We start from the raw sequence: 17,400 nt of genomic DNA, 5'->3' as shown, positions 1-17,400 counted from the left end.
GGTCGATTCGAAGCGGCGGGAGAGATTAGGGGCAGGGCGCTCAGGCAATATTTGCTTGACCGCGTGGGCGTCAGCAGATATCTTCGCTGGTTCGCAACACAAGTGATTTGTCTCAATTGAGGTGTGGCCCAAGAAGCTCACCTGTCAACTGGACGCGCAGCTTGAACCCGAGCCACAAGCCCGGCAGAGAGCACCCGATCAAATTTTTGCCGAAATTTCGAAAGGTGAATAAATGAATATGCCCAGCGCGGAATTCTCCACGTCGGATACGACTCCTCATCCCGAAGCTGACTCTATCGGCGCCACCGTGCTCATGAAGGCACTGGCCGACGAAGACGTCGAGTTCATCTGGGGCTATCCCGGCGGCTCGGTACTCTACATTTACGACGAGCTGTACAAGCAGGACAAGTTCCAGCACGTTCTGGTACGCCACGAGCAGGCCGCGGTCCACGCAGCCGACGCTTACGCGCGTTCCACCGGTAAGGTGGGTGTGTGCCTCGTGACGTCCGGTCCGGGCGTCACCAATGCGGTGACCGGCATCGCCACCGCCTACATGGATTCGATCCCGATGGTCGTGATCAGCGGCCAGGTGCCCACTGCCGCGATCGGCCAGGATGCGTTCCAGGAGTGCGACACGGTCGGTATCACGCGTCCCTGCGTGAAGCACAACTTTCTCGTGAAAGACGTGCGCGATCTCGCTGCCACCGTCAAGAAAGCTTTCTTTATTGCCCGTACCGGCCGTCCCGGCCCGGTGCTGATCGACATTCCGAAAGACGTGTCGAAGACGCCGTGCCAGTACGAACCGTTGAAGAGCGTGTCGCTGCGCTCGTACAACCCGGTCACGAAGGGCCACTCCGGGCAGATCCGCAAGGCCGTGTCGTTGTTGCTGGGCGCGAAGCGTCCGTACATCTACACCGGCGGCGGCATCATCCTCGCGGACGCAGCGCGTGAATTGAACCAGTTCGCCGACCTGCTCGGCTATCCGGTCACCAACACGCTGATGGGTCTGGGCGGTTACCGCGCGAGCGACAAGAAATTCCTCGGCATGCTCGGCATGCACGGCACGTACGAAGCCAACATGGCCATGCAGCACTGCGACGTGCTGATCGCCATCGGTGCGCGCTTCGACGACCGCGTGATCGGCGACCCGGCGCATTTCGCTTCGCGCCCGCGCAAAATCATCCATATCGACATCGATCCTTCTTCCATCTCCAAGCGCGTCAAGGTCGACATTCCGATCGTCGGCGACGTGAAGGAAGTGCTGAAGGAGCTGATCGAGCAGTTGCAAACGGCCGAGCATGGCCCCGACACCGCGGCGCTCGCCGACTGGTGGAAGGACATCGAAGCCTGGCGCGCCAAAGACTGCCTGAAGTTCGACCGCAAGAGCGACATCATCAAGCCGCAATACGTGGTGGAAAAAGCGTGGGAACTGACCGACGGCAATGCCTTCGTATGTTCCGACGTCGGCCAGCACCAGATGTGGGCGGCGCAGTTCTATCGCTTCAACAAGCCACGCCGCTGGATCAATTCCGGCGGTCTCGGCACGATGGGCTTCGGCCTGCCGGCGGCGATGGGCGTGAAGATGGCGCACCCGGACGACGACGTGCTCTGCATCACGGGCGAAGGCTCGATCCAGATGTGTATTCAGGAGCTCTCCACCTGCAAGCAGTACGAGACGCCGGTGAAGATCATCTCGCTGAACAACCGCTATCTGGGCATGGTGCGCCAGTGGCAGCAAATCGAATACAGCAAGCGCTATTCGCATTCGTACATGGATGCGCTGCCCGATTTCGTGAAGCTGGCCGAAGCGTACGGCCACGTCGGTATTCGTGTCGAACACACGGCCGACGTCGAACCGGCGCTGAAGGAAGCGCTGCGCCTGAAAGATCGCACGGTGTTTCTCGATTTCCAGACCGATCCGACCGAAAACGTCTGGCCGATGGTCCAGGCCGGCAAGGGCATCACCGAGATGCTCATGGGTTCGGAAGATCTATAACGACGGCTTGAGTGCCGGCTTCGCCACGCGCGCCGTCAAAAACGGCGAACGCGGGCGAAGCGGCACGAAGCCGCTCGCAGACATCGACAAAACATCTGGAAGAAGCGAATCATGAGACACATCATTTCAGTCCTGCTGGAAAACGAACCGGGCGCGTTATCACGCGTGGTGGGCTTGTTCTCGGCACGCGGCTACAACATTGAAACCTTGACGGTGGCTCCGACCGAAGACCGTTCGCTGTCGCGCATGACCATCGTCTCCATTGGCTCGGACGACGTGATCGAACAGATCACGAAGCATCTGAACCGCCTGATCGAGGTGGTGAAAGTGGTCGACCTTACCGAGGGCGCCCACATCGAGCGCGAGCTGATGTTGATCAAGGTGAGGGCGGTCGGCAAGGAACGTGAGGAAATGAAGCGGATGTCGGATATTTTCCGCGGCCGCATCATCGACGTCACCGAAAAGACCTACACGATCGAACTGACGGGCGCGAGCGAGAAGCTCGACGCTTTCATCGAAGGGATCGACTCCACGGCGATTCTCGAAACCGTCCGTACGGGTGGCTCGGGCATCGGTCGCGGCGAGCGCATTCTGAAGGTGTGACGCTCAACGCCAACCCGTCTCGATCAAGGCCGGGCGGAGCCTTAAAAATCCCGCCAGGCAGCACAACATTCGCAGTATTTGAATTTCACAGTTATCACCGAATTTAGTTAAGGAACCGACATGAAAGTTTTCTACGACAAGGACGCTGACCTCTCCCTCATCAAGGGTAAGCAAGTCACCATCATCGGCTATGGCTCGCAAGGCCATGCGCACGCGCTGAACCTGAAGGAAAGCGGCGTGAACATCACGGTCGGTCTGCGTAAGGGCGGCGCATCGTGGAGCAAGGCTGAAAACGCCGGCCTGCAAGTCAAGGAAGTGGCTGAAGCCGTGAAGGGCGCGGACGTCGTCATGATGCTGCTGCCGGACGAGCAGATCGCCGAAGTCTATGCAAAAGAAGTGCACGCCAACGCCAAGCAAGGCGCCGCGCTGGCCTTCGCGCACGGCTTCAACGTGCATTACGGTCAAGTGATTCCGCGTGCCGACCTCGACGTAATCATGATCGCACCGAAGGCCCCGGGCCACACGGTTCGCGGCACGTACTCGCAAGGTGGCGGCGTGCCGCACCTGATCGCGGTTGCGCAAGACAAGTCGGGCGCGGCACGTGACATCGCACTGTCGTACGCTGCGGCGAACGGCGGCGGCCGTGCCGGCATCATCGAAACCAACTTCCGCGAAGAAACGGAAACCGACCTGTTCGGCGAACAAGCCGTGCTGTGCGGCGGTACGGTCGACCTGATCAAGGCCGGCTTCGAAACGCTGGTGGAAGCGGGCTACGCGCCGGAAATGGCGTACTTCGAATGCCTGCACGAACTGAAGCTGATCGTCGACCTGATCTATGAAGGCGGCATCGCCAACATGAACTACTCGATCTCGAACAACGCCGAATACGGCGAGTACGTGACGGGTCCGCGCATCGTGACGGCTGAAACGAAGAAGGCGATGAAGGCTGTGCTGACCGACATTCAGACGGGCGAGTACGCGAAGAGCTTCATCATCGAAAACAAGGCCGGCGCACCGACGCTGCAGTCGCGCCGCCGTCTGACGGCGGAACACCAGATCGAAACGGTCGGTGCGAAGCTGCGTTCGATGATGCCGTGGATCGCCGCCAACAAGCTGGTCGACCAGTCGAAGAACTAAGCTAGTCAACGTTTTTGCCCGGCGCGGCGCCAAACCGCAAACGTAACGAAAGAGCCGGGCAGATCAAAAAGCCGTCCAAGGGTGCTGAACCCTGGGCGGCTTTTGCTATCCTACGGTTTTACAAAAACACAGAAGCCATTCATGAATTACCCTCATCCGATCATCGCGCGAGAAGGCTGGCCGTTCATCGCCATCGCGGCCGTCGTTGCACTACTGGTTCACTTCTTCGCGGGGTTCGGCATTTCATGGCTGTTCTGGCTGCTGCTGATCTTCGTCGTCCAGTTCTTCCGCGATCCCGCTCGTCCCATTCCCACTCAGGCGAATGCGGTGCTGTGTCCGGCGGACGGCCGTATCGTCGCAGTCGAAACCGCGCATGATCCGTATGCCAATCGTGAAGCGCTGAAGATCAGCGTGTTCATGAACGTGTTCAACGTCCACTCGCAACGCTCGCCGGTGGATGGCGCGATTTCCAAGGTCGAATATTTCCCGGGCGCGTATCTGAACGCCGCGGTGGACAAAGCGTCGACCGAAAACGAACGCAATGCGGTGGTGATCGAAATGGCCGGCGGTCAGACGGTTACGTCGGTACAGATCGCCGGTCTGATCGCGCGGCGCATTCTTTGCTACGTTCGGGCCGGTGAGCCGCTCACGCGTGGTCAGCGTTATGGATTCATCCGGTTCGGTTCGCGAGTCGACGTGTATCTGCCGGTGGGCAGCCGTCCGCGTGTGTCGATCGGCGAGAAGGTTTCGGCGTCGTCCACGATCCTCGCTGAACTGTAAAGCGGCACCAAGGAGGTTTTCCGAATGGCCGCATTCAAACCGCGTCGCCCCCGCAACAGCGGACCGCTGCCGCGTCCGTTTCGCCGTAACAAGCCGATGGTGGCCGAGGCGGCGGTCGACAGCCGGCGCGCGCAACGTCAGCAGTTCCTGAGAAAGCGCGGCATTTATCTGCTGCCCAACGCGTTCACCACCGCGGCGCTGTTCTGCGGTTTCTTCGCCGTCGTGCAGGCCATGAACGTGCGCTTCGAAGTCGCGGCCATCGCGATCTTCGTTGCGATGGTGCTCGACGGCATGGACGGCCGCGTTGCCCGCATGACGCATACGCAAAGCGCGTTCGGCGAGCAGTTCGACAGTCTGTCGGACATGGTGTCGTTCGGCGTTGCGCCGGCGCTCGTCATGTACGAATGGATTCTGAAAGACCTCGGCCGCTGGGGCTGGCTCGCGGCGTTCGTCTACTGTTCGGGCGCGGCGCTGCGTCTGGCGCGCTTCAATACGAATATCGGCGTGGTCGACAAGCGTTTCTTCCAAGGCATGCCAAGCCCGGCCGCCGCGGCGCTGATCGCCGGTTTCGTGTGGCTCGCCACCGACAACCGCGTGCCGCTCAAGCTGGTCTGGCTGCCGTGGGTCGCCTTCGTGCTGACCATCTACGCCGGCGTGACGATGGTCTCGAACGCGCCGTTCTATAGCGGCAAGGCGCTGGACGTGCGGCATCGCGTGCCGTTCGGCGTGATTCTGCTGGTGGTGCTGACATTCGTGCTGGTGTCGTCCGATCCACCGCTGATGCTGTTCGGCCTGTTCGTGCTGTATGGCCTGTCGGGCTATGTGTTCTGGGGATACCAGGCGGTTCGTGGCCGGGCCAATCCGGCGCGTTCGGTGGTGCGGGACAGATGAAATTCAAGCGCAAGCGGGCGTTTTTCAACCCGCGTGCGATATGACGGAACGGCGGCCGGAAGGCCGCCGTTTTTCGTTGTGCGCAAGCCCTTCAGCGCGGCCGCGCAGGCAGGTTCGGCGCCAATTGCACGGCAGGGGGAATGCCGTTATAGTCGATTGCTGAATACGGTCATCGCGCTTTTTCGCGCCACGTGCGTCGTCAGGCCGGCGCGTCATCAAGCGTGCTAGCGCGTGGCTCGCACATGGCTCGCGCCGATCGTCGCAGGCATGCTCAAGTAAGTCGCCGCGTGAGTCGTATTCGTCCGCCGCTCCGTTTGCCGCATCTGTGGCCGAACGTCGCCAGCGGTGGCGCAGACACCTCCGGACACCCCCATTCCAAGATCCGATCCCCACAATTGAACGCCTCCTCAGGAGACCCGACATGTCCGACAAACTGATCATATTCGACACCACGTTGCGCGACGGCGAACAATCGCCCGGTGCGTCGATGACGAAAGAGGAAAAAATCCGCATCGCGAAGCAACTCGAGCGCATGAAAGTGGACGTGATCGAAGCCGGCTTCGCGGCCAGCTCGAACGGTGACTTCGACGCGATTCAAACCATCGCCGGCATGATCAAGGACAGCACGGTCTGCTCGCTGGCCCGCGCGAACGACAAAGACATCCAGCGCGCCGCCGACGCGCTCAAGCCGGCCGATCATTTCCGCATCCACACGTTCATCGCCACGTCGCCGCTGCACATGGAGAAGAAGCTGCGCATGACGCCGGACCAGGTGTTCGAGCAGGCGAAACTGGCGGTGCGTTTCGCCCGCAAATTCACCGACGACGTCGAATTCTCGCCGGAAGACGGCAGCCGCTCGGACATGGACTTTCTCTGTCGTGTGCTCGAGGCGGTGATTGCCGAAGGCGCGACCACCATCAATATCGCGGATACGGTTGGCTATGGCGTGCCGGAGTTGTACGGTCAGTTGGTGAAAACGCTGCGCGAGCGCATTCCGAACTCGCATAAGGCGGTGTTCTCGGTGCATTGCCATAACGACCTCGGCATGGCGGTGGCGAACTCGCTGGCCGGCGTGCAGATTGGCGGCGCGCGTCAGGTGGAATGCACGATCAACGGTCTTGGCGAGCGCGCGGGCAACACGTCGCTCGAAGAAATCGTCATGGCGGTGAAGACCCGCAAGGATTATTTCGGCCTCGACGTGGGCCTCGACACGACGCAGATCGTGCCGGCGTCGAAGCTGGTGTCGCAAATCACCGGTTTCGTCGTGCAGCCGAACAAGGCGGTGGTCGGCGCGAACGCGTTCGCCCATGCGTCCGGGATTCACCAGGACGGCGTGCTGAAAGCGCGTGATACCTACGAAATCATGCGGGCCGAAGACGTGGGCTGGAGCGCGAACAAGATCGTGCTCGGCAAACTGTCGGGCCGCAATGCGTTCAAGCAGCGCCTGCAGGAACTGGGCATTGCGCTGGACAGCGAGGCGGAGCTGAACACCGCGTTCGCGCGCTTCAAGGAACTGGCCGATCGCAAGGCGGAAATTTTCGACGAAGACATTATCTCGATCGTCACTGAAGAATCGGCGGCCGCGCAGGAAAAGGAGCACTACAAGTTCCTGTCGCTGTCGCAGCATTCGGAAACCGGCGAGCAGCCGCACGCGAAGATCGTGTTCTCGGTGGAAGGCAAGGAAATCACCGGCGAAGCGCGCGGCAACGGCCCCGTCGACGCCACGCTCAATGCGATCGAAACCGAAGTGGGCAGCGGTTCGGAACTGCTGCTGTATTCGGTGAACGCGATCACCACGGGGACGCAGGCGCAGGGCGAAGTGACCGTGCGCCTGTCGAAGAGTGGGCGCATCGTCAACGGCGTCGGCACCGATCCTGATATCGTCGCGGCTTCCGCGAAGGCTTATATCTCGGCACTGAACAAGCTTCATTCGAATGTGGACAAGTTGAATCCGCAACGTTCGGAAGGCGTGTGACGAACGCGGCGCGCTGACCTGGCGCGCCTTGCAGCGGTTAAAAAAGCCCCGTGCCATTGAATGAATGGCGCGGGGCTTTTTCGTTTACTTTTTCGTTTACCAATCCGTGCGCTATTCCGCCGTCGCACGCCGCATCGACCAGCCGCGCGCGGCACGCGCCTGCGCCTGAACCTGATGCCGCACCTCGACCGCGATCCCCCGGCGCGGCGCATCGGCCACGAAGGTATCGAGCAGTTCACGCACGTCATGATCGACGAAATCGGCACGCGTGGCGTCGACGATCAACGTCGCGCCGTCGGGAATCTGCTGCAGGTAATGCTTGAGCGGCACCTTGCCGAGAAACGACACGTCCTTGCGAAACGACAGCAGATAGTGATCGCCATGCTGCGCCAGCACGAGCGGGCCGCGCAGGTTCGCGACCAGCGCGAGCAGCACGCTGCACAGAATGCCGAGCACGATGCCGATCAGCAGATCGGTCGCGAGCACGCCAACCAGCGTGACGATAAACGGTGCGAACGGTGCAAAACCCTGGCGGGCAATGGCAACGAATAACGACGGTTTGGCAAGCTTCACGCCCGTGAAAATCAGGATCGCCGCGAGACAGGCGAGCGGAATCAGATTGATGACGCTGGTGAGCGCAAACACGCTGACCAGCAGCAACACGCCGTGAATGATCGCCGACAGCCGGCTCTGCGCACCCGCATGCACGTTCGCCGAACTACGCACGATGACCGACGTGATCGGCAACCCGCCAATCGCGCCCGCGATCAGATTACCCACGCCTTGCGCCTTCAGTTCGCGATCCGGCGGCGCGGCGCGCCGGTGGGGATCGATCTGCTCGACGGCTTCGAGGCTCAGCAGCGTTTCAAGACTCGCGACGATCGCCAGCGTGATGGCCACGCGCCAGATGTCGGGATTGACGAGTTGCGCGAAGTGCGGCCCGAAGTCGGCCCATTGAAGCGCCACCCGCAGCGCCGCGAACGATTCCAGCGACGGCAGCGCGACCCGGTGTTCGGCCGGCGGCGCGAACGAGGGCACGAGCACGCCGAGCAGCAAAGTCGCGCCGATCCCCAGCAACACGACGGCGAGCGGCGCGGGTAGCAGACGCACGAGCTTGAAGCGTCGCATGGCGCGGGTTTCCCAGCCGACCAGAATCGCCAGCGACAACAGCGTGATGACACAGGCCGCGAGCGAAATCGAACCAAACGGCGTAGCGATCGCACCGGCGGCTTGCGCACCCGCCGCCGCCGAAGCCCCGCCTAGCCCCAGCGCAAGCGGGAACTGCTTGACGATCAGCAGCACGCCGATCGCGGCCAGCATGCCTTTGATCACCGGCGACGGCACATAGGCGGCAAATCGCCCGGCTTTCAGCATGCCGAAGCCGAACTGGATCGCGCCGGACAGCAGCACGGCCAGCAGGAAGGCGGAAAAGCTGCCGAGTTGCGCGATCCCGTCGACGACGATCACGACGAGGCCTGCCGCCGGACCGCTTACGCTCAGGCGCGAACCGCTCAGCACGGCAACCACCAGACCGCCGACGATGCCCGAGACGAGCCCCGCGAACGGTTCGACGCCCGATGCGTTCGCGATGCCCAGACAGAGCGGCAGCGCCACCAGAAAAACGACCGTGCCCGCAAGCAGGTCGCGCTGAAACGTGGAGAAGAAAGCGCGTGGATTCATGGTGTCCGTGCAGTGAGATGTAGGGCGCTGGCGCGCGGCTTGGGTGGGTGGCGAAGACCGGGCCGTTGTTGACTACCGGCTCGGCTGCGAAAGCTGCGGAGCGTGCCCGCCCGCATACAAGTGCATGCGGGCGATGCGGCGTCCGTCAGCGCGGCTTACCGCGCCGCTATGCTCTTCAGCGTTCTTTACCGCTAAGCCGCGCTATGCGCAGCGGTCGCGCACGTCATCGCGTCGTCGGCTTCGTAGCCGGACGTGAGCACTTTGATGCGGCCGTCTTCGAGCGCGAAGATCCAGCCGTGAACGAGCGGCGCCGAAGCGGCTTCCTGCACGACGGGATGCGCGCGTAAGCGGCGCACCTGGTCTAGCACGTTGAGTTCGGCGAGCCGGTCGATACGCTCACGCTCGGTCGCGCGGCCGTCGAGTTCGTCGCGATGCGCGCCCGCCAGCGCGCACAGCGGTGCGATCCGGCGGTTCACATGCGGCAGGCTCGGCTGCGGCGGCAGCAGCGCGGCGCGCACGCCGCCGCAGCCGTAGTGACCGCAGACGATTACGTGCCCGACCTTCAGCACCTTCACCGCGTATTCGAGGACGCTCGCGGAGTTGTCGTCGTCCGGCTGAAACAGGTTGGCGATGTTGCGATGGACGAACAGGTCGCCCGGCTCGCAATGCGTGATGGTTTCGGCGGGCACGCGGCTGTCCGAGCAGCCGATCCACAGCACGTGCGGGTTTTGCCCGCGCACCAGATCACGAAAAAATGCGGGGTTGCGCACGGCGGTTTCGTGCGCCCAGGCAACGTTGGCGACCAGCAGGCGTTTGGGGCGGTTCATCGATAGCGGCTCCGTAAGGGGGCGCATTGATCCGGCCGAGTCCCACGGTGGCTATGCTCGCCTGTCGGCTAGCCCGCCCGCCGGGATCTCACGTCAGCGGATATCGAATCAATGCTTACGAATGCCTTTCTATCAAAAAATAAATCGGCCGGGCGAGAAATAAAATTCGCCTGCATGCGAAATAAATAAAAAAAAGCCGCTTGGGGAGGCGGCTTTCGTAGATCCATTCGGGCCGGTTCGAGCGAATGTTTAGAACAGGCCGCGGCGATCGGGATCATGCAACGGATCAGGCGTTTTCTGCGTGGTCCGCAGAAGGCCCTGATCGTCGAAGTAAAAGCTGTACATCATGTACCAGACGTTGTCTTCCTGATAGCGATAGGTCCAGACTTCGCGCTTCATCAGCGGGAAGTACGCGGTTTCCTCGGGTCGGCCGAAGTTAACCAGCACGTCGCTCTTGGTCCATTTGCCGATTTCCGCCCGGTAGAACTCGTTGGGTTGCAGCACCTGGCGGACGTTGACGATCTTGCCGGACGCGTCGATGTCGGCAGCGGTGGTGGTTTCGCCCATTGGCTGGGTCGGCCACATCAGCCGTTTGCCGCCGTTCGGCAAGTCGTAGCTTTCGCGCGGCGGGCCGAGCCGCGTGACGATGGTCGATTCGTCGGCGCCCGGCTGGAATTGCTGCCAGGGTTGCGCGCAACCGGCGAGCGCCAGCGCGCTCAGGCAGACAAGCGCCGCGCGGCGCAGGCGCGAAGCTGCTTGAACGCTGGCGGGCGATGTGCCGGCGGTCGGCGCTCCGGTCGAAGCCGCCGTGACGGCGTGGCGGTTGAACATGAATTCCTCCGATGGCATTTGAGTCGCGGTTTTTATCATCGAGACCCGGTATTCTGACATGCGCCGCAGCGAAACAGCGGCGCTTCGTGCAAGGCCGGCCGGTCAGTACAGTAACGCTTGCGGCGGCTTGCTTATTCCGTCTCGAACGACCTATGATCCGCGCTTCGACGAATCAAGCGGGGCGATCACGATGGCGAAGTGGCAACGGGCGGCGGCAGCGGCGCTGGTAGCGCTCACGATGGCGGCGGGTCATGCCGGCGCGCAAACGGGCGGCAAACCGAACGGCGCCCCGATCCTGCTGGCGCTGATCGAAGGCATGTCCGGTCCGTTCGCAAACGCGGGCGCCGCGGTGGAGCGCAATCTGCGCTTCGGCGTCGAGCAGGTGAACGCGCAGGGCGGCGTGAAGCTTGCGGACGGTGCGCATCCGCTGGAACTGGTCGTGCTGGACAGCAAGGGCAGTGCCGAAGAGGCGCTCACGCAACTGCGCGCGGCCGCCGACCGCCATATCGGCTACATCATGCAAGGCAACAGTTCGGCGGTCGCCGCCGCGCTGATCGGCGCGATCGACAAGCAGAACAGCCGCGAACCGGCCAACCGCGAGCTGTTCCTCAACTATTCCGCCGACGACCCCGCGCTGACCAACGCCAGTTGCAGCTTCTGGCACTTTCGCTTCGACGCGCACGCGGGCATGCGCATGGATGCGCTGGCCGACGTGATCCAGCGCGACAGGACGGTAAAGAAGGTCTACCTGCTGAACCAGGACTACAGCTTCGGCCACGACGTCAGCAGCCTCGCGCGTTCCACGCTGGCGGCGAAACGCCCGGATATCGCGGTGGTCGGCGACGAGTTCCACCCGATCGGCCGCGTGAAGGATTTCGCGCCGTATATCGCGAAGATCCGCGCGAGCGGAGCCGATGCGGTGATTACGGGCAATTGGGGCAACGATCTGACGCTACTGGTCAAGGCGGCACGCGAGCAGGGCCTGGACACGAAGTTCTACACCTTCTACGGCAACAGCCTCGGCGCGCCGGCCGCGCTCGGCGACGCCGGCGTCAAGCACGTGATCGCCGTGGCCGACTGGCATCCGAATGCCGGCGGTGCCGCCTCCGACGCCTGGTACGCCGCGTTCCGGGCCCGTTTCCCGGCCGCCCAGGACGACTACCCGGTGCTGCGCATGCCGCTGATGATCGAAACCCTGGCCGCGGCGATGAACCGCGCCGGCAGCGCCGACCCGCTGGCCGTCGCTCGTGCGCTCGAGGGCATCAGGTTCGACAGCGGCTTCCACGCCTCGTGGATGCGCGCCGACGACCATGAACTGATCCAGCCGCTCTATGTGATGGAGATGGACAAGGCCGGCACGCCGGGCGTGCATTTCGATAACGAAGGCTCAGGCTACGGTTTCCGTACGGTGCTGGCGCTGCCGCCCGAGCGCACCGTGCCGACGACCACCTGCAAGATGAAGCGGCCATGAGGCGTGTCTCGCGCGAGCTTGCCGCGACGAGCCGCCCTCGAATCGCCCCGGCGCAGCAGGGTTCGCGGCCGCAATGCGCTGTGCTACAATACGCGTCCCGTTGTGAGGCATGGGCTATCAATGTTCAGGCTTCAGCTACGGGAGTAATCCACGGCACGGCCTTTCTTCCGTGACCGCCTGTCTAGTTCTCAAGGAAATCGACATGTCCGCAGTTGAAACAAGCACCAAGTCCGAAGTCGTTGCGCAATTCGCACGCGCAGCTAACGACACCGGCTCCCCTGAAGTTCAGGTCGCGCTGCTCACGACCCGCATTAACGAACTGACGCTCCACTTCAAGGCTCACACGAAAGATCACCACAGCCGCCGCGGTCTGCTGCGCATGGTGAGCCGTCGTCGTAAGCTGCTCGACTACCTGAAGGGTAAGGACGCGGACCGTTACCGCGCACTGATCGAGAAGCTGGGTCTGCGTAAGTAATCGGGCGCGCGGTTAGGCGCTCTTGGCAAGATGCCTGTGTCAGTTCCGCTGATGCAGGCATTTTGTTTTTGCACGGTGCGCTTCATGTGACGCGCGCTGCCTGTGGTCCGCAGTGGCGTGCCGGTTCATGCGGCGGCAACAGGAAGTCGTAGTAAAGCAGTAGCAAAAAGCGGTAGAACAAGCAGCACAAGAGAAAGACGGCCGGGCTTCAGGGCAGAGCTTTGTGTCATTCCAGCGGTTCGCGCACGTACTCGACGTAGGGCGTGGTTCTCTGGAATGGCATAACACTACTCTTCCCCTGTGGCGCCGGTCCTGGCGTTGCCGCGCCGCTTCTGGTCCGCGCGGCATTACGAAGAGGAAAAGCAATGACTATGTTCAATAAGATCGTCAAAGAATTTAAGTGGGGACAACATAACGTTCGCCTCGAAACGGGCGAAATCGCTCGTCAGGCGAGCGGTGCGGTGATCGTCGACGTCGAAGACACCGTCATCCTGGCCACCGTGGTCGGCGCCAAGACCGCCAAGCCGGGTCAGGATTTCTTCCCGCTGACCGTCGACTACCTCGAAAAGACCTACGCCGCCGGCAAGATCCCGGGTGGCTTCTTCCGCCGCGAAGGCCGTCCGTCGGAAGGCGAAACGCTGATTTCGCGCCTGATCGATCGACCGCTCCGTCCGCTGTTCCCGGAAGGCTTCTACAACGAAGTCCAGGTCGTGATTCACGTCCTGTCGCTGAACCCCGAAATTCCCGCCGACATTCCCGCGCTGATCGGCGCGTCGGCGGCGCTCGCCATTTCCGGTCTGCCGTTCAACGGCCCGGTCGGCGCAGCACGCGTGGCCTACATCAACAACGAATACGTGTTGAACCCGACGCGTCCGCAAATGAAGGAATCGGCGCTCGACCTGATCGTCGCCGGTACGGAACGCGCGGTGCTGATGGTGGAATCGGAAGCGCAGCAACTGAGCGAAGAAGTGATGCTCGGCGGTGTGGTGTTCGGTCATGACCAGATGCAGATCGCGATCGACGCGATCCATGAGCTGGTCCGCGAAGGCGGCAAGCCGGAATGGGACTGGAAGCCGGCAGCGAAGAACGAACCGCTGATCGCACGCGTGGCGGAACTGGCGCAAGCCGAACTGCTCGCCGCTTATCAGATCCGCGACAAGCAGGCACGCTCCACCAAGCTGAAGGAAGTCTACGCAGCGACGTCGGCGAAGCTGGAAGAAGACGCAGCGGCAAGCGGCACGGCAGCGGCCGACAAGGCGACCGTCGGCAACGTGCTGTTCGACATCGAAGCGAAGATTGTCCGTACGCAGATCCTGAACGGCGAGCCGCGTATCGACGGCCGCGACACGCGTACCGTGCGCCCGATCGAAATCCGTACCGGCGTGCTGCCGCGTACGCACGGGTCGGCACTGTTCACGCGCGGCGAAACGCAAGCGCTGGTGGTGGCAACGCTCGGCACCAAGGGCGACGAGCAGAACATCGACGCGCTCGAAGGCGAGTACCGCGAACGCTTCATGCTCCACTACAACATGCCGCCGTTCGCGACCGGCGAAACGGGTCGCGTCGGTTCGCCGAAGCGCCGTGAAATCGGTCACGGCCGTCTGGCCAAGCGCGCACTGGCAGCCTGCCTGCCGAGCGCCGACGAATTCGGCTATTCGATTCGCGTGGTGTCGGAAATCACCGAATCGAACGGTTCGTCGTCGATGGCTTCGGTGTGCGGCGGCTGCCTCGCACTGATGGACGCCGGCGTGCCGATGAAGGCGCACGTCGCCGGCATCGCGATGGGCCTGATCCTGGAAGGCAACAAGTTTGCCGTGCTGACCGACATCCTCGGCGACGAAGATCACCTCGGCGACATGGACTTCAAGGTGGCGGGTACGGAGCAGGGCGTGACCGCGCTGCAGATGGACATCAAGATCCAGGGCATCACGAAGGAAATCATGCAGGTCGCTCTCGCGCAAGCGAAGGAAGGCCGTATGCATATCCTCGGCAAGATGACCTCGGCGGTGTCGGGCGCGAACACGGTGCTGTCGGACTACGCCCCGCGCATGATCACCATCAAGATCAACCCGGAAAAGATCCGCGACGTGATCGGCAAGGGTGGTTCGGTGATCCGCGCGCTGACCGAAGAAACCGGCACGACGATCGATATTTCGGACGACGGCGTTGTCACCATCGCCAGCACGAGCAGCGAAGGGATGGCCGAAGCGAAGAAGCGTATCGAGAACATCACGCTTGAAGTCGAAGTGGGCCAGGTGTACGAAGGCACCGTGCTCAAGCTGCTCGATTTCGGCGCGATCGTGAACATCCTGCCGGGCAAGGACGGTCTGCTGCACATCTCCGAAATCGCTAACGAGCGTATCAAGGACATCAACGACTATCTGAAAGATGGCCAGCAAGTGAAGGTCAAGGTCATCCAGACGGACGAAAAGGGTCGCGTGCGTTTGTCGGCCAAGGCGTTGCTGAACGACGCGCCGCAAGGCGAGCCGACGCCGGAGTAATCCGGTAGCGGGGCAACGGCCGGCAGCGCGAATGCGCGCCGGCCGTTTTTCATGAAGGGTGCAGGGTGGATTGCGTTGCGAACGTATGCGAACGAGTACAAACGGGTACTCTGTTTGCTCGGAGCGCTTCGTCGCGAGTCAGGCGGTTCGCGTTCTGAGCGGTGTGCAATGAGTGTGCAACAGGTGTGCGGCGTGAGTGTGCAACGCAATCCAATCTTGGAGTTGACGCAGATGAAAGCGATCGAAATCACCGAATTCGGTGCGCCGGATGTCCTTAAGCTCGCCGAGCGGCCTGTGCCGCAGCCTAAAGCGGGCGAGGTGCTGATCAAGGTGGCGGCTTCCGGGGTCAACCGTCCGGATGTGTTTCAACGCAAGGGCGGCTATGCGCCGCCGCCGGGCGCGTCGGATCTGCCGGGGCTTGAGGTCGCGGGCGAGATCGTCGGCGGCACGATCGACGAGAAGAACAATCCGTTCGGTCTGAAGATCGGCGATCGCGTCTGCGCGCTGCTGGCCGGCGGCGGCTACGCCGAATATGCGGCCGCGCCGCTGCTGCAGTGCTTGCCGGTGCCGCAGGGGTTGTCGGATATCGAGGCGGCTTCGTTGCCGGAGACCTTCTTCACGGTATGGACCAATGTGTTCGACCGTGCGCAACTCGGCAAGGGCGAAGGCGCGCCGAATGAGACGCTGCTGGTGCAGGGCGGTTCGAGCGGGATCGGCGTGACGGCGATCCAGATTGCGCATGCGCTCGGTTTTCGCGTGTTCGCGACCGCCGGCTCGGACGAAAAGTGCCGTGCGTGCGAGGCGCTGGGTGCCGAGCGGGCGATCAACTACAAAACCGAGGATTTCGTCGAAGTCATCAAGTCGCTCACCAACGACCGCGGCGTCGACGTGGTGCTCGACATGGTGGCGGGCAGTTACGTGCCGCGTGAGCTGGCTGCGCTGGCCGAAGGCGGCCGGATCGTGCTGATCGCATTGCTGGGCGGCGCGAAAGCGGAGTTGAATCTGAACGAGGTACTGCGCCGTCGGCTGACCGTGACGGGTTCGACGCTGCGTCCGCGGCCGATCGAATTCAAGGCGAAGATCGCCGCGCAGTTGAAAGAGCACGTCTGGCCGCATCTTGAAGACGGGCGCATCAAGCCGGTGGTGCATCGCGTGTTTCCGGCGGGGCAGGCGGCCGAAGCGCACACGCTGATGGAGAGCAGTACTCACGTCGGCAAGATCGTGCTGAGCTGGGGTCAGGACGCTTGAGGCGAGCGGCTCGATACGGCCTTGACGCAGGCTGTTTGACCCGATCCACCCCACGCAGTAAAATTGCGCGTTTTGCGCACGCCGCATGAATCCGAAAGGCGGGCTGTAAGCGCAAACGAAGTCCGCCGCCAAGATAAGACGAGACGATGTCGAAACAACGAGCCAAGCTGGTAGTCGGTAACTGGAAAATGCACGGTCGCCTCGCTGAAAATGCGGCGCTGTTGCAGGCTGTGGCGCAAGGCGCGAGCGTATTGCCTGGTGAAGTGCGAGTCGGTGTCTGTGTGCCGACCCCGTATCTCGCACAGGCTCAGTCGTTACTGGCCGATAGCCGGATCGTGTGGGGCGTGCAGGACGTGTCCGCGTTCGCGCATGGCGCCTATACCGGCGAAGTGGCCGCGCCCATGGTGGTGGATTTCGGTGCCTCGCTCGCGATCGTCGGGCATTCGGAGCGCCGTGCCTATCATCGCGAAAGCGCCGAGCTGGTCGCGGTAAAAACGCAGCGCGTGCTGGAAGCGGGATTGACGCCGATCGTCTGTGTTGGCGAAACCCTCGAAGAGCGCGAGGCCGGTGCGACCGAGCAGGTAGTCGGCACGCAACTGGACGAAGTGCTGGCGAAGCTGTCGGTGCAAGACGCGGCGCGTATCGTTGTCGCGTATGAGCCGGTCTGGGCGATCGGCACCGGCAAGAGCGCGACGTCGGAGCAGGCGCAGGCAGTTCACGCGTTCCTGCGTTCGCGTCTGGCGGCTAAGGGCGCGGAAGTGGCGGATGTGCCGCTGTTGTACGGCGGCAGTGTGAAGCCGGAAAACGCGGAAGAATTGTTCCGTCAACCGGATATCGACGGCGGCCTGATTGGCGGCGCGTCGTTGAAAGACCGGGATTTTCTGGCGATCTGCAAGGCGGCTGCGGCTGTAGTGGGCGTCGCTGGCTAAGCAGGGCGCCTCGGCGAGGATGCCCCATTCCCGTGCCCCACACCTTGTGTGGTTCG

General features: G+C 62.6%; 14 protein-coding genes. 11 read left to right on the top strand and 3 right to left on the bottom strand.

Annotated features, from left to right (window positions below; translation table 11 throughout):
* The first annotated feature begins 232 nt into the window (after window positions 1-232).
* From B0G83_RS33390 to B0G83_RS33365, 6 genes are all read left to right on the top strand, one after another.
* The gene (locus B0G83_RS33390; protein ID WP_035551806.1) at window positions 233-1,996 is read left to right on the top strand and encodes an acetolactate synthase 3 catalytic subunit; all 1,764 of its coding nucleotides are present in this window, start codon (window positions 233-235) and stop codon (window positions 1,994-1,996) included.
* A 111-nt stretch (window positions 1,997-2,107) separates the two neighbouring features.
* A complete protein-coding gene (gene ilvN, locus B0G83_RS33385; protein ID WP_035551805.1) occupies window positions 2,108-2,599 on the top strand; it encodes an acetolactate synthase small subunit in 492 nt (163 codons plus the stop codon).
* Between the two features lie 120 nt (window positions 2,600-2,719).
* On the top strand, window positions 2,720-3,736 hold the full coding sequence (gene ilvC / locus B0G83_RS33380; RefSeq protein ID WP_074763518.1) for a ketol-acid reductoisomerase: 1,017 nt from the start codon (window positions 2,720-2,722) through the stop codon (window positions 3,734-3,736).
* Between the two features lie 141 nt (window positions 3,737-3,877).
* The gene (locus tag B0G83_RS33375; RefSeq protein WP_035551798.1) at window positions 3,878-4,516 is read left to right on the top strand and encodes a phosphatidylserine decarboxylase; all 639 of its coding nucleotides are present in this window, start codon (window positions 3,878-3,880) and stop codon (window positions 4,514-4,516) included.
* 24 nt (window positions 4,517-4,540) lie between these two features.
* Entirely contained in the window at window positions 4,541-5,407 is an 867-nt protein-coding gene (pssA, locus tag B0G83_RS33370; protein WP_105511594.1) for a CDP-diacylglycerol--serine O-phosphatidyltransferase, read from the top strand.
* Between the two features lie 421 nt (window positions 5,408-5,828).
* Entirely contained in the window at window positions 5,829-7,382 is a 1,554-nt protein-coding gene (locus tag B0G83_RS33365) for a 2-isopropylmalate synthase (protein ID WP_105511593.1), read from the top strand.
* 111 nt (window positions 7,383-7,493) lie between these two features.
* Here B0G83_RS33365 and B0G83_RS33360 read toward each other — a convergent pair whose 3' ends face one another.
* The 3 genes from B0G83_RS33360 to B0G83_RS33350 all read right to left on the bottom strand — a co-directional run bounded on the left by B0G83_RS33360 (window position 7,494) and on the right by B0G83_RS33350 (window position 10,720).
* Window positions 7,494-9,062: a SulP family inorganic anion transporter gene (locus tag B0G83_RS33360; protein WP_105511592.1), complete on the bottom strand. Its 1,569-nt coding sequence runs from the start codon at window positions 9,060-9,062 to the stop codon at window positions 7,494-7,496.
* Window positions 9,063-9,253: 191 nt separating this feature from the next.
* Complete coding sequence (locus B0G83_RS33355) at window positions 9,254-9,889, bottom strand: carbonic anhydrase (protein WP_105511591.1); 636 nt, start codon at window positions 9,887-9,889, stop codon at window positions 9,254-9,256.
* Between the two features lie 249 nt (window positions 9,890-10,138).
* Window positions 10,139-10,720 (bottom strand): hypothetical protein, encoded by a 582-nt coding sequence (locus B0G83_RS33350; protein ID WP_105511648.1) that lies wholly within the window; start codon window positions 10,718-10,720, stop codon window positions 10,139-10,141.
* 190 nt (window positions 10,721-10,910) lie between these two features.
* Here B0G83_RS33350 and B0G83_RS33345 point away from each other — a divergent pair, with 190 nt between their 5' ends.
* The 5 genes from B0G83_RS33345 (at window position 10,911) to tpiA (ending at window position 17,344) form a co-directional block, all read left to right on the top strand.
* Window positions 10,911-12,191: a branched-chain amino acid ABC transporter substrate-binding protein gene (locus tag B0G83_RS33345; RefSeq protein WP_105511590.1), complete on the top strand. Its 1,281-nt coding sequence runs from the start codon at window positions 10,911-10,913 to the stop codon at window positions 12,189-12,191.
* A gap of 202 nt (window positions 12,192-12,393) precedes the next feature.
* Window positions 12,394-12,666: a 30S ribosomal protein S15 gene (rpsO, locus tag B0G83_RS33340; protein WP_105511589.1), complete on the top strand. Its 273-nt coding sequence runs from the start codon at window positions 12,394-12,396 to the stop codon at window positions 12,664-12,666.
* Between the two features lie 365 nt (window positions 12,667-13,031).
* Window positions 13,032-15,167 carry a polyribonucleotide nucleotidyltransferase gene (gene pnp, locus B0G83_RS33335; RefSeq protein ID WP_181157152.1) on the top strand — a complete coding sequence of 712 codons (2,136 nt, stop codon included), beginning with the start codon at window positions 13,032-13,034 and terminating at the stop codon, window positions 15,165-15,167.
* A gap of 231 nt (window positions 15,168-15,398) precedes the next feature.
* Window positions 15,399-16,415: an NAD(P)H-quinone oxidoreductase gene (locus B0G83_RS33330; RefSeq protein ID WP_105511647.1), complete on the top strand. Its 1,017-nt coding sequence runs from the start codon at window positions 15,399-15,401 to the stop codon at window positions 16,413-16,415.
* A 146-nt stretch (window positions 16,416-16,561) separates the two neighbouring features.
* A complete protein-coding gene (gene tpiA, locus B0G83_RS33325; RefSeq protein WP_105511587.1) occupies window positions 16,562-17,344 on the top strand; it encodes a triose-phosphate isomerase in 783 nt (260 codons plus the stop codon).
* Window positions 17,345-17,400 lie beyond the last annotated feature (56 nt).

This window comes from Paraburkholderia sp. BL21I4N1 (assembly GCF_002973525.1).
GTDB lineage: Bacteria > Pseudomonadota > Gammaproteobacteria > Burkholderiales > Burkholderiaceae > Paraburkholderia.
Note: the sequence above shows the minus strand (reverse complement) of the source record. Positions and strands in the feature narration are given on the sequence as shown.

Excerpts from the sequence above, each read along its gene's own strand:
- B0G83_RS33355 (WP_105511591.1), bottom strand. The coding sequence starts at position 9,889 with ATGAACCGCCCCAAACGCCTGCTGGTCGCCAACGTTGCCTGGGCGCAC.
- ilvN (WP_035551805.1), top strand. The coding sequence starts at position 2,108 with ATGAGACACATCATTTCAGTCCTGCTGGAAAACGAACCGGGCGCGTTA.
- B0G83_RS33360 (WP_105511592.1), bottom strand. The coding sequence starts at position 9,062 with ATGAATCCACGCGCTTTCTTCTCCACGTTTCAGCGCGACCTGCTTGCG.
- B0G83_RS33365 (WP_105511593.1), top strand. The coding sequence starts at position 5,829 with ATGTCCGACAAACTGATCATATTCGACACCACGTTGCGCGACGGCGAA.
- ilvC (WP_074763518.1), top strand. The coding sequence starts at position 2,720 with ATGAAAGTTTTCTACGACAAGGACGCTGACCTCTCCCTCATCAAGGGT.
- pssA (WP_105511594.1), top strand. The coding sequence starts at position 4,541 with ATGGCCGCATTCAAACCGCGTCGCCCCCGCAACAGCGGACCGCTGCCG.
- rpsO (WP_105511589.1), top strand. The coding sequence starts at position 12,394 with ATGTCCGCAGTTGAAACAAGCACCAAGTCCGAAGTCGTTGCGCAATTC.
- tpiA (WP_105511587.1), top strand. The coding sequence starts at position 16,562 with ATGTCGAAACAACGAGCCAAGCTGGTAGTCGGTAACTGGAAAATGCAC.
- B0G83_RS33350 (WP_105511648.1), bottom strand. The coding sequence starts at position 10,720 with ATGTTCAACCGCCACGCCGTCACGGCGGCTTCGACCGGAGCGCCGACC.
- B0G83_RS33375 (WP_035551798.1), top strand. The coding sequence starts at position 3,878 with ATGAATTACCCTCATCCGATCATCGCGCGAGAAGGCTGGCCGTTCATC.
- B0G83_RS33330 (WP_105511647.1), top strand. The coding sequence starts at position 15,399 with ATGAAAGCGATCGAAATCACCGAATTCGGTGCGCCGGATGTCCTTAAG.
- B0G83_RS33390 (WP_035551806.1), top strand. The coding sequence starts at position 233 with ATGAATATGCCCAGCGCGGAATTCTCCACGTCGGATACGACTCCTCAT.
- pnp (WP_181157152.1), top strand. The coding sequence starts at position 13,032 with ATGACTATGTTCAATAAGATCGTCAAAGAATTTAAGTGGGGACAACAT.
- B0G83_RS33345 (WP_105511590.1), top strand. The coding sequence starts at position 10,911 with ATGGCGAAGTGGCAACGGGCGGCGGCAGCGGCGCTGGTAGCGCTCACG.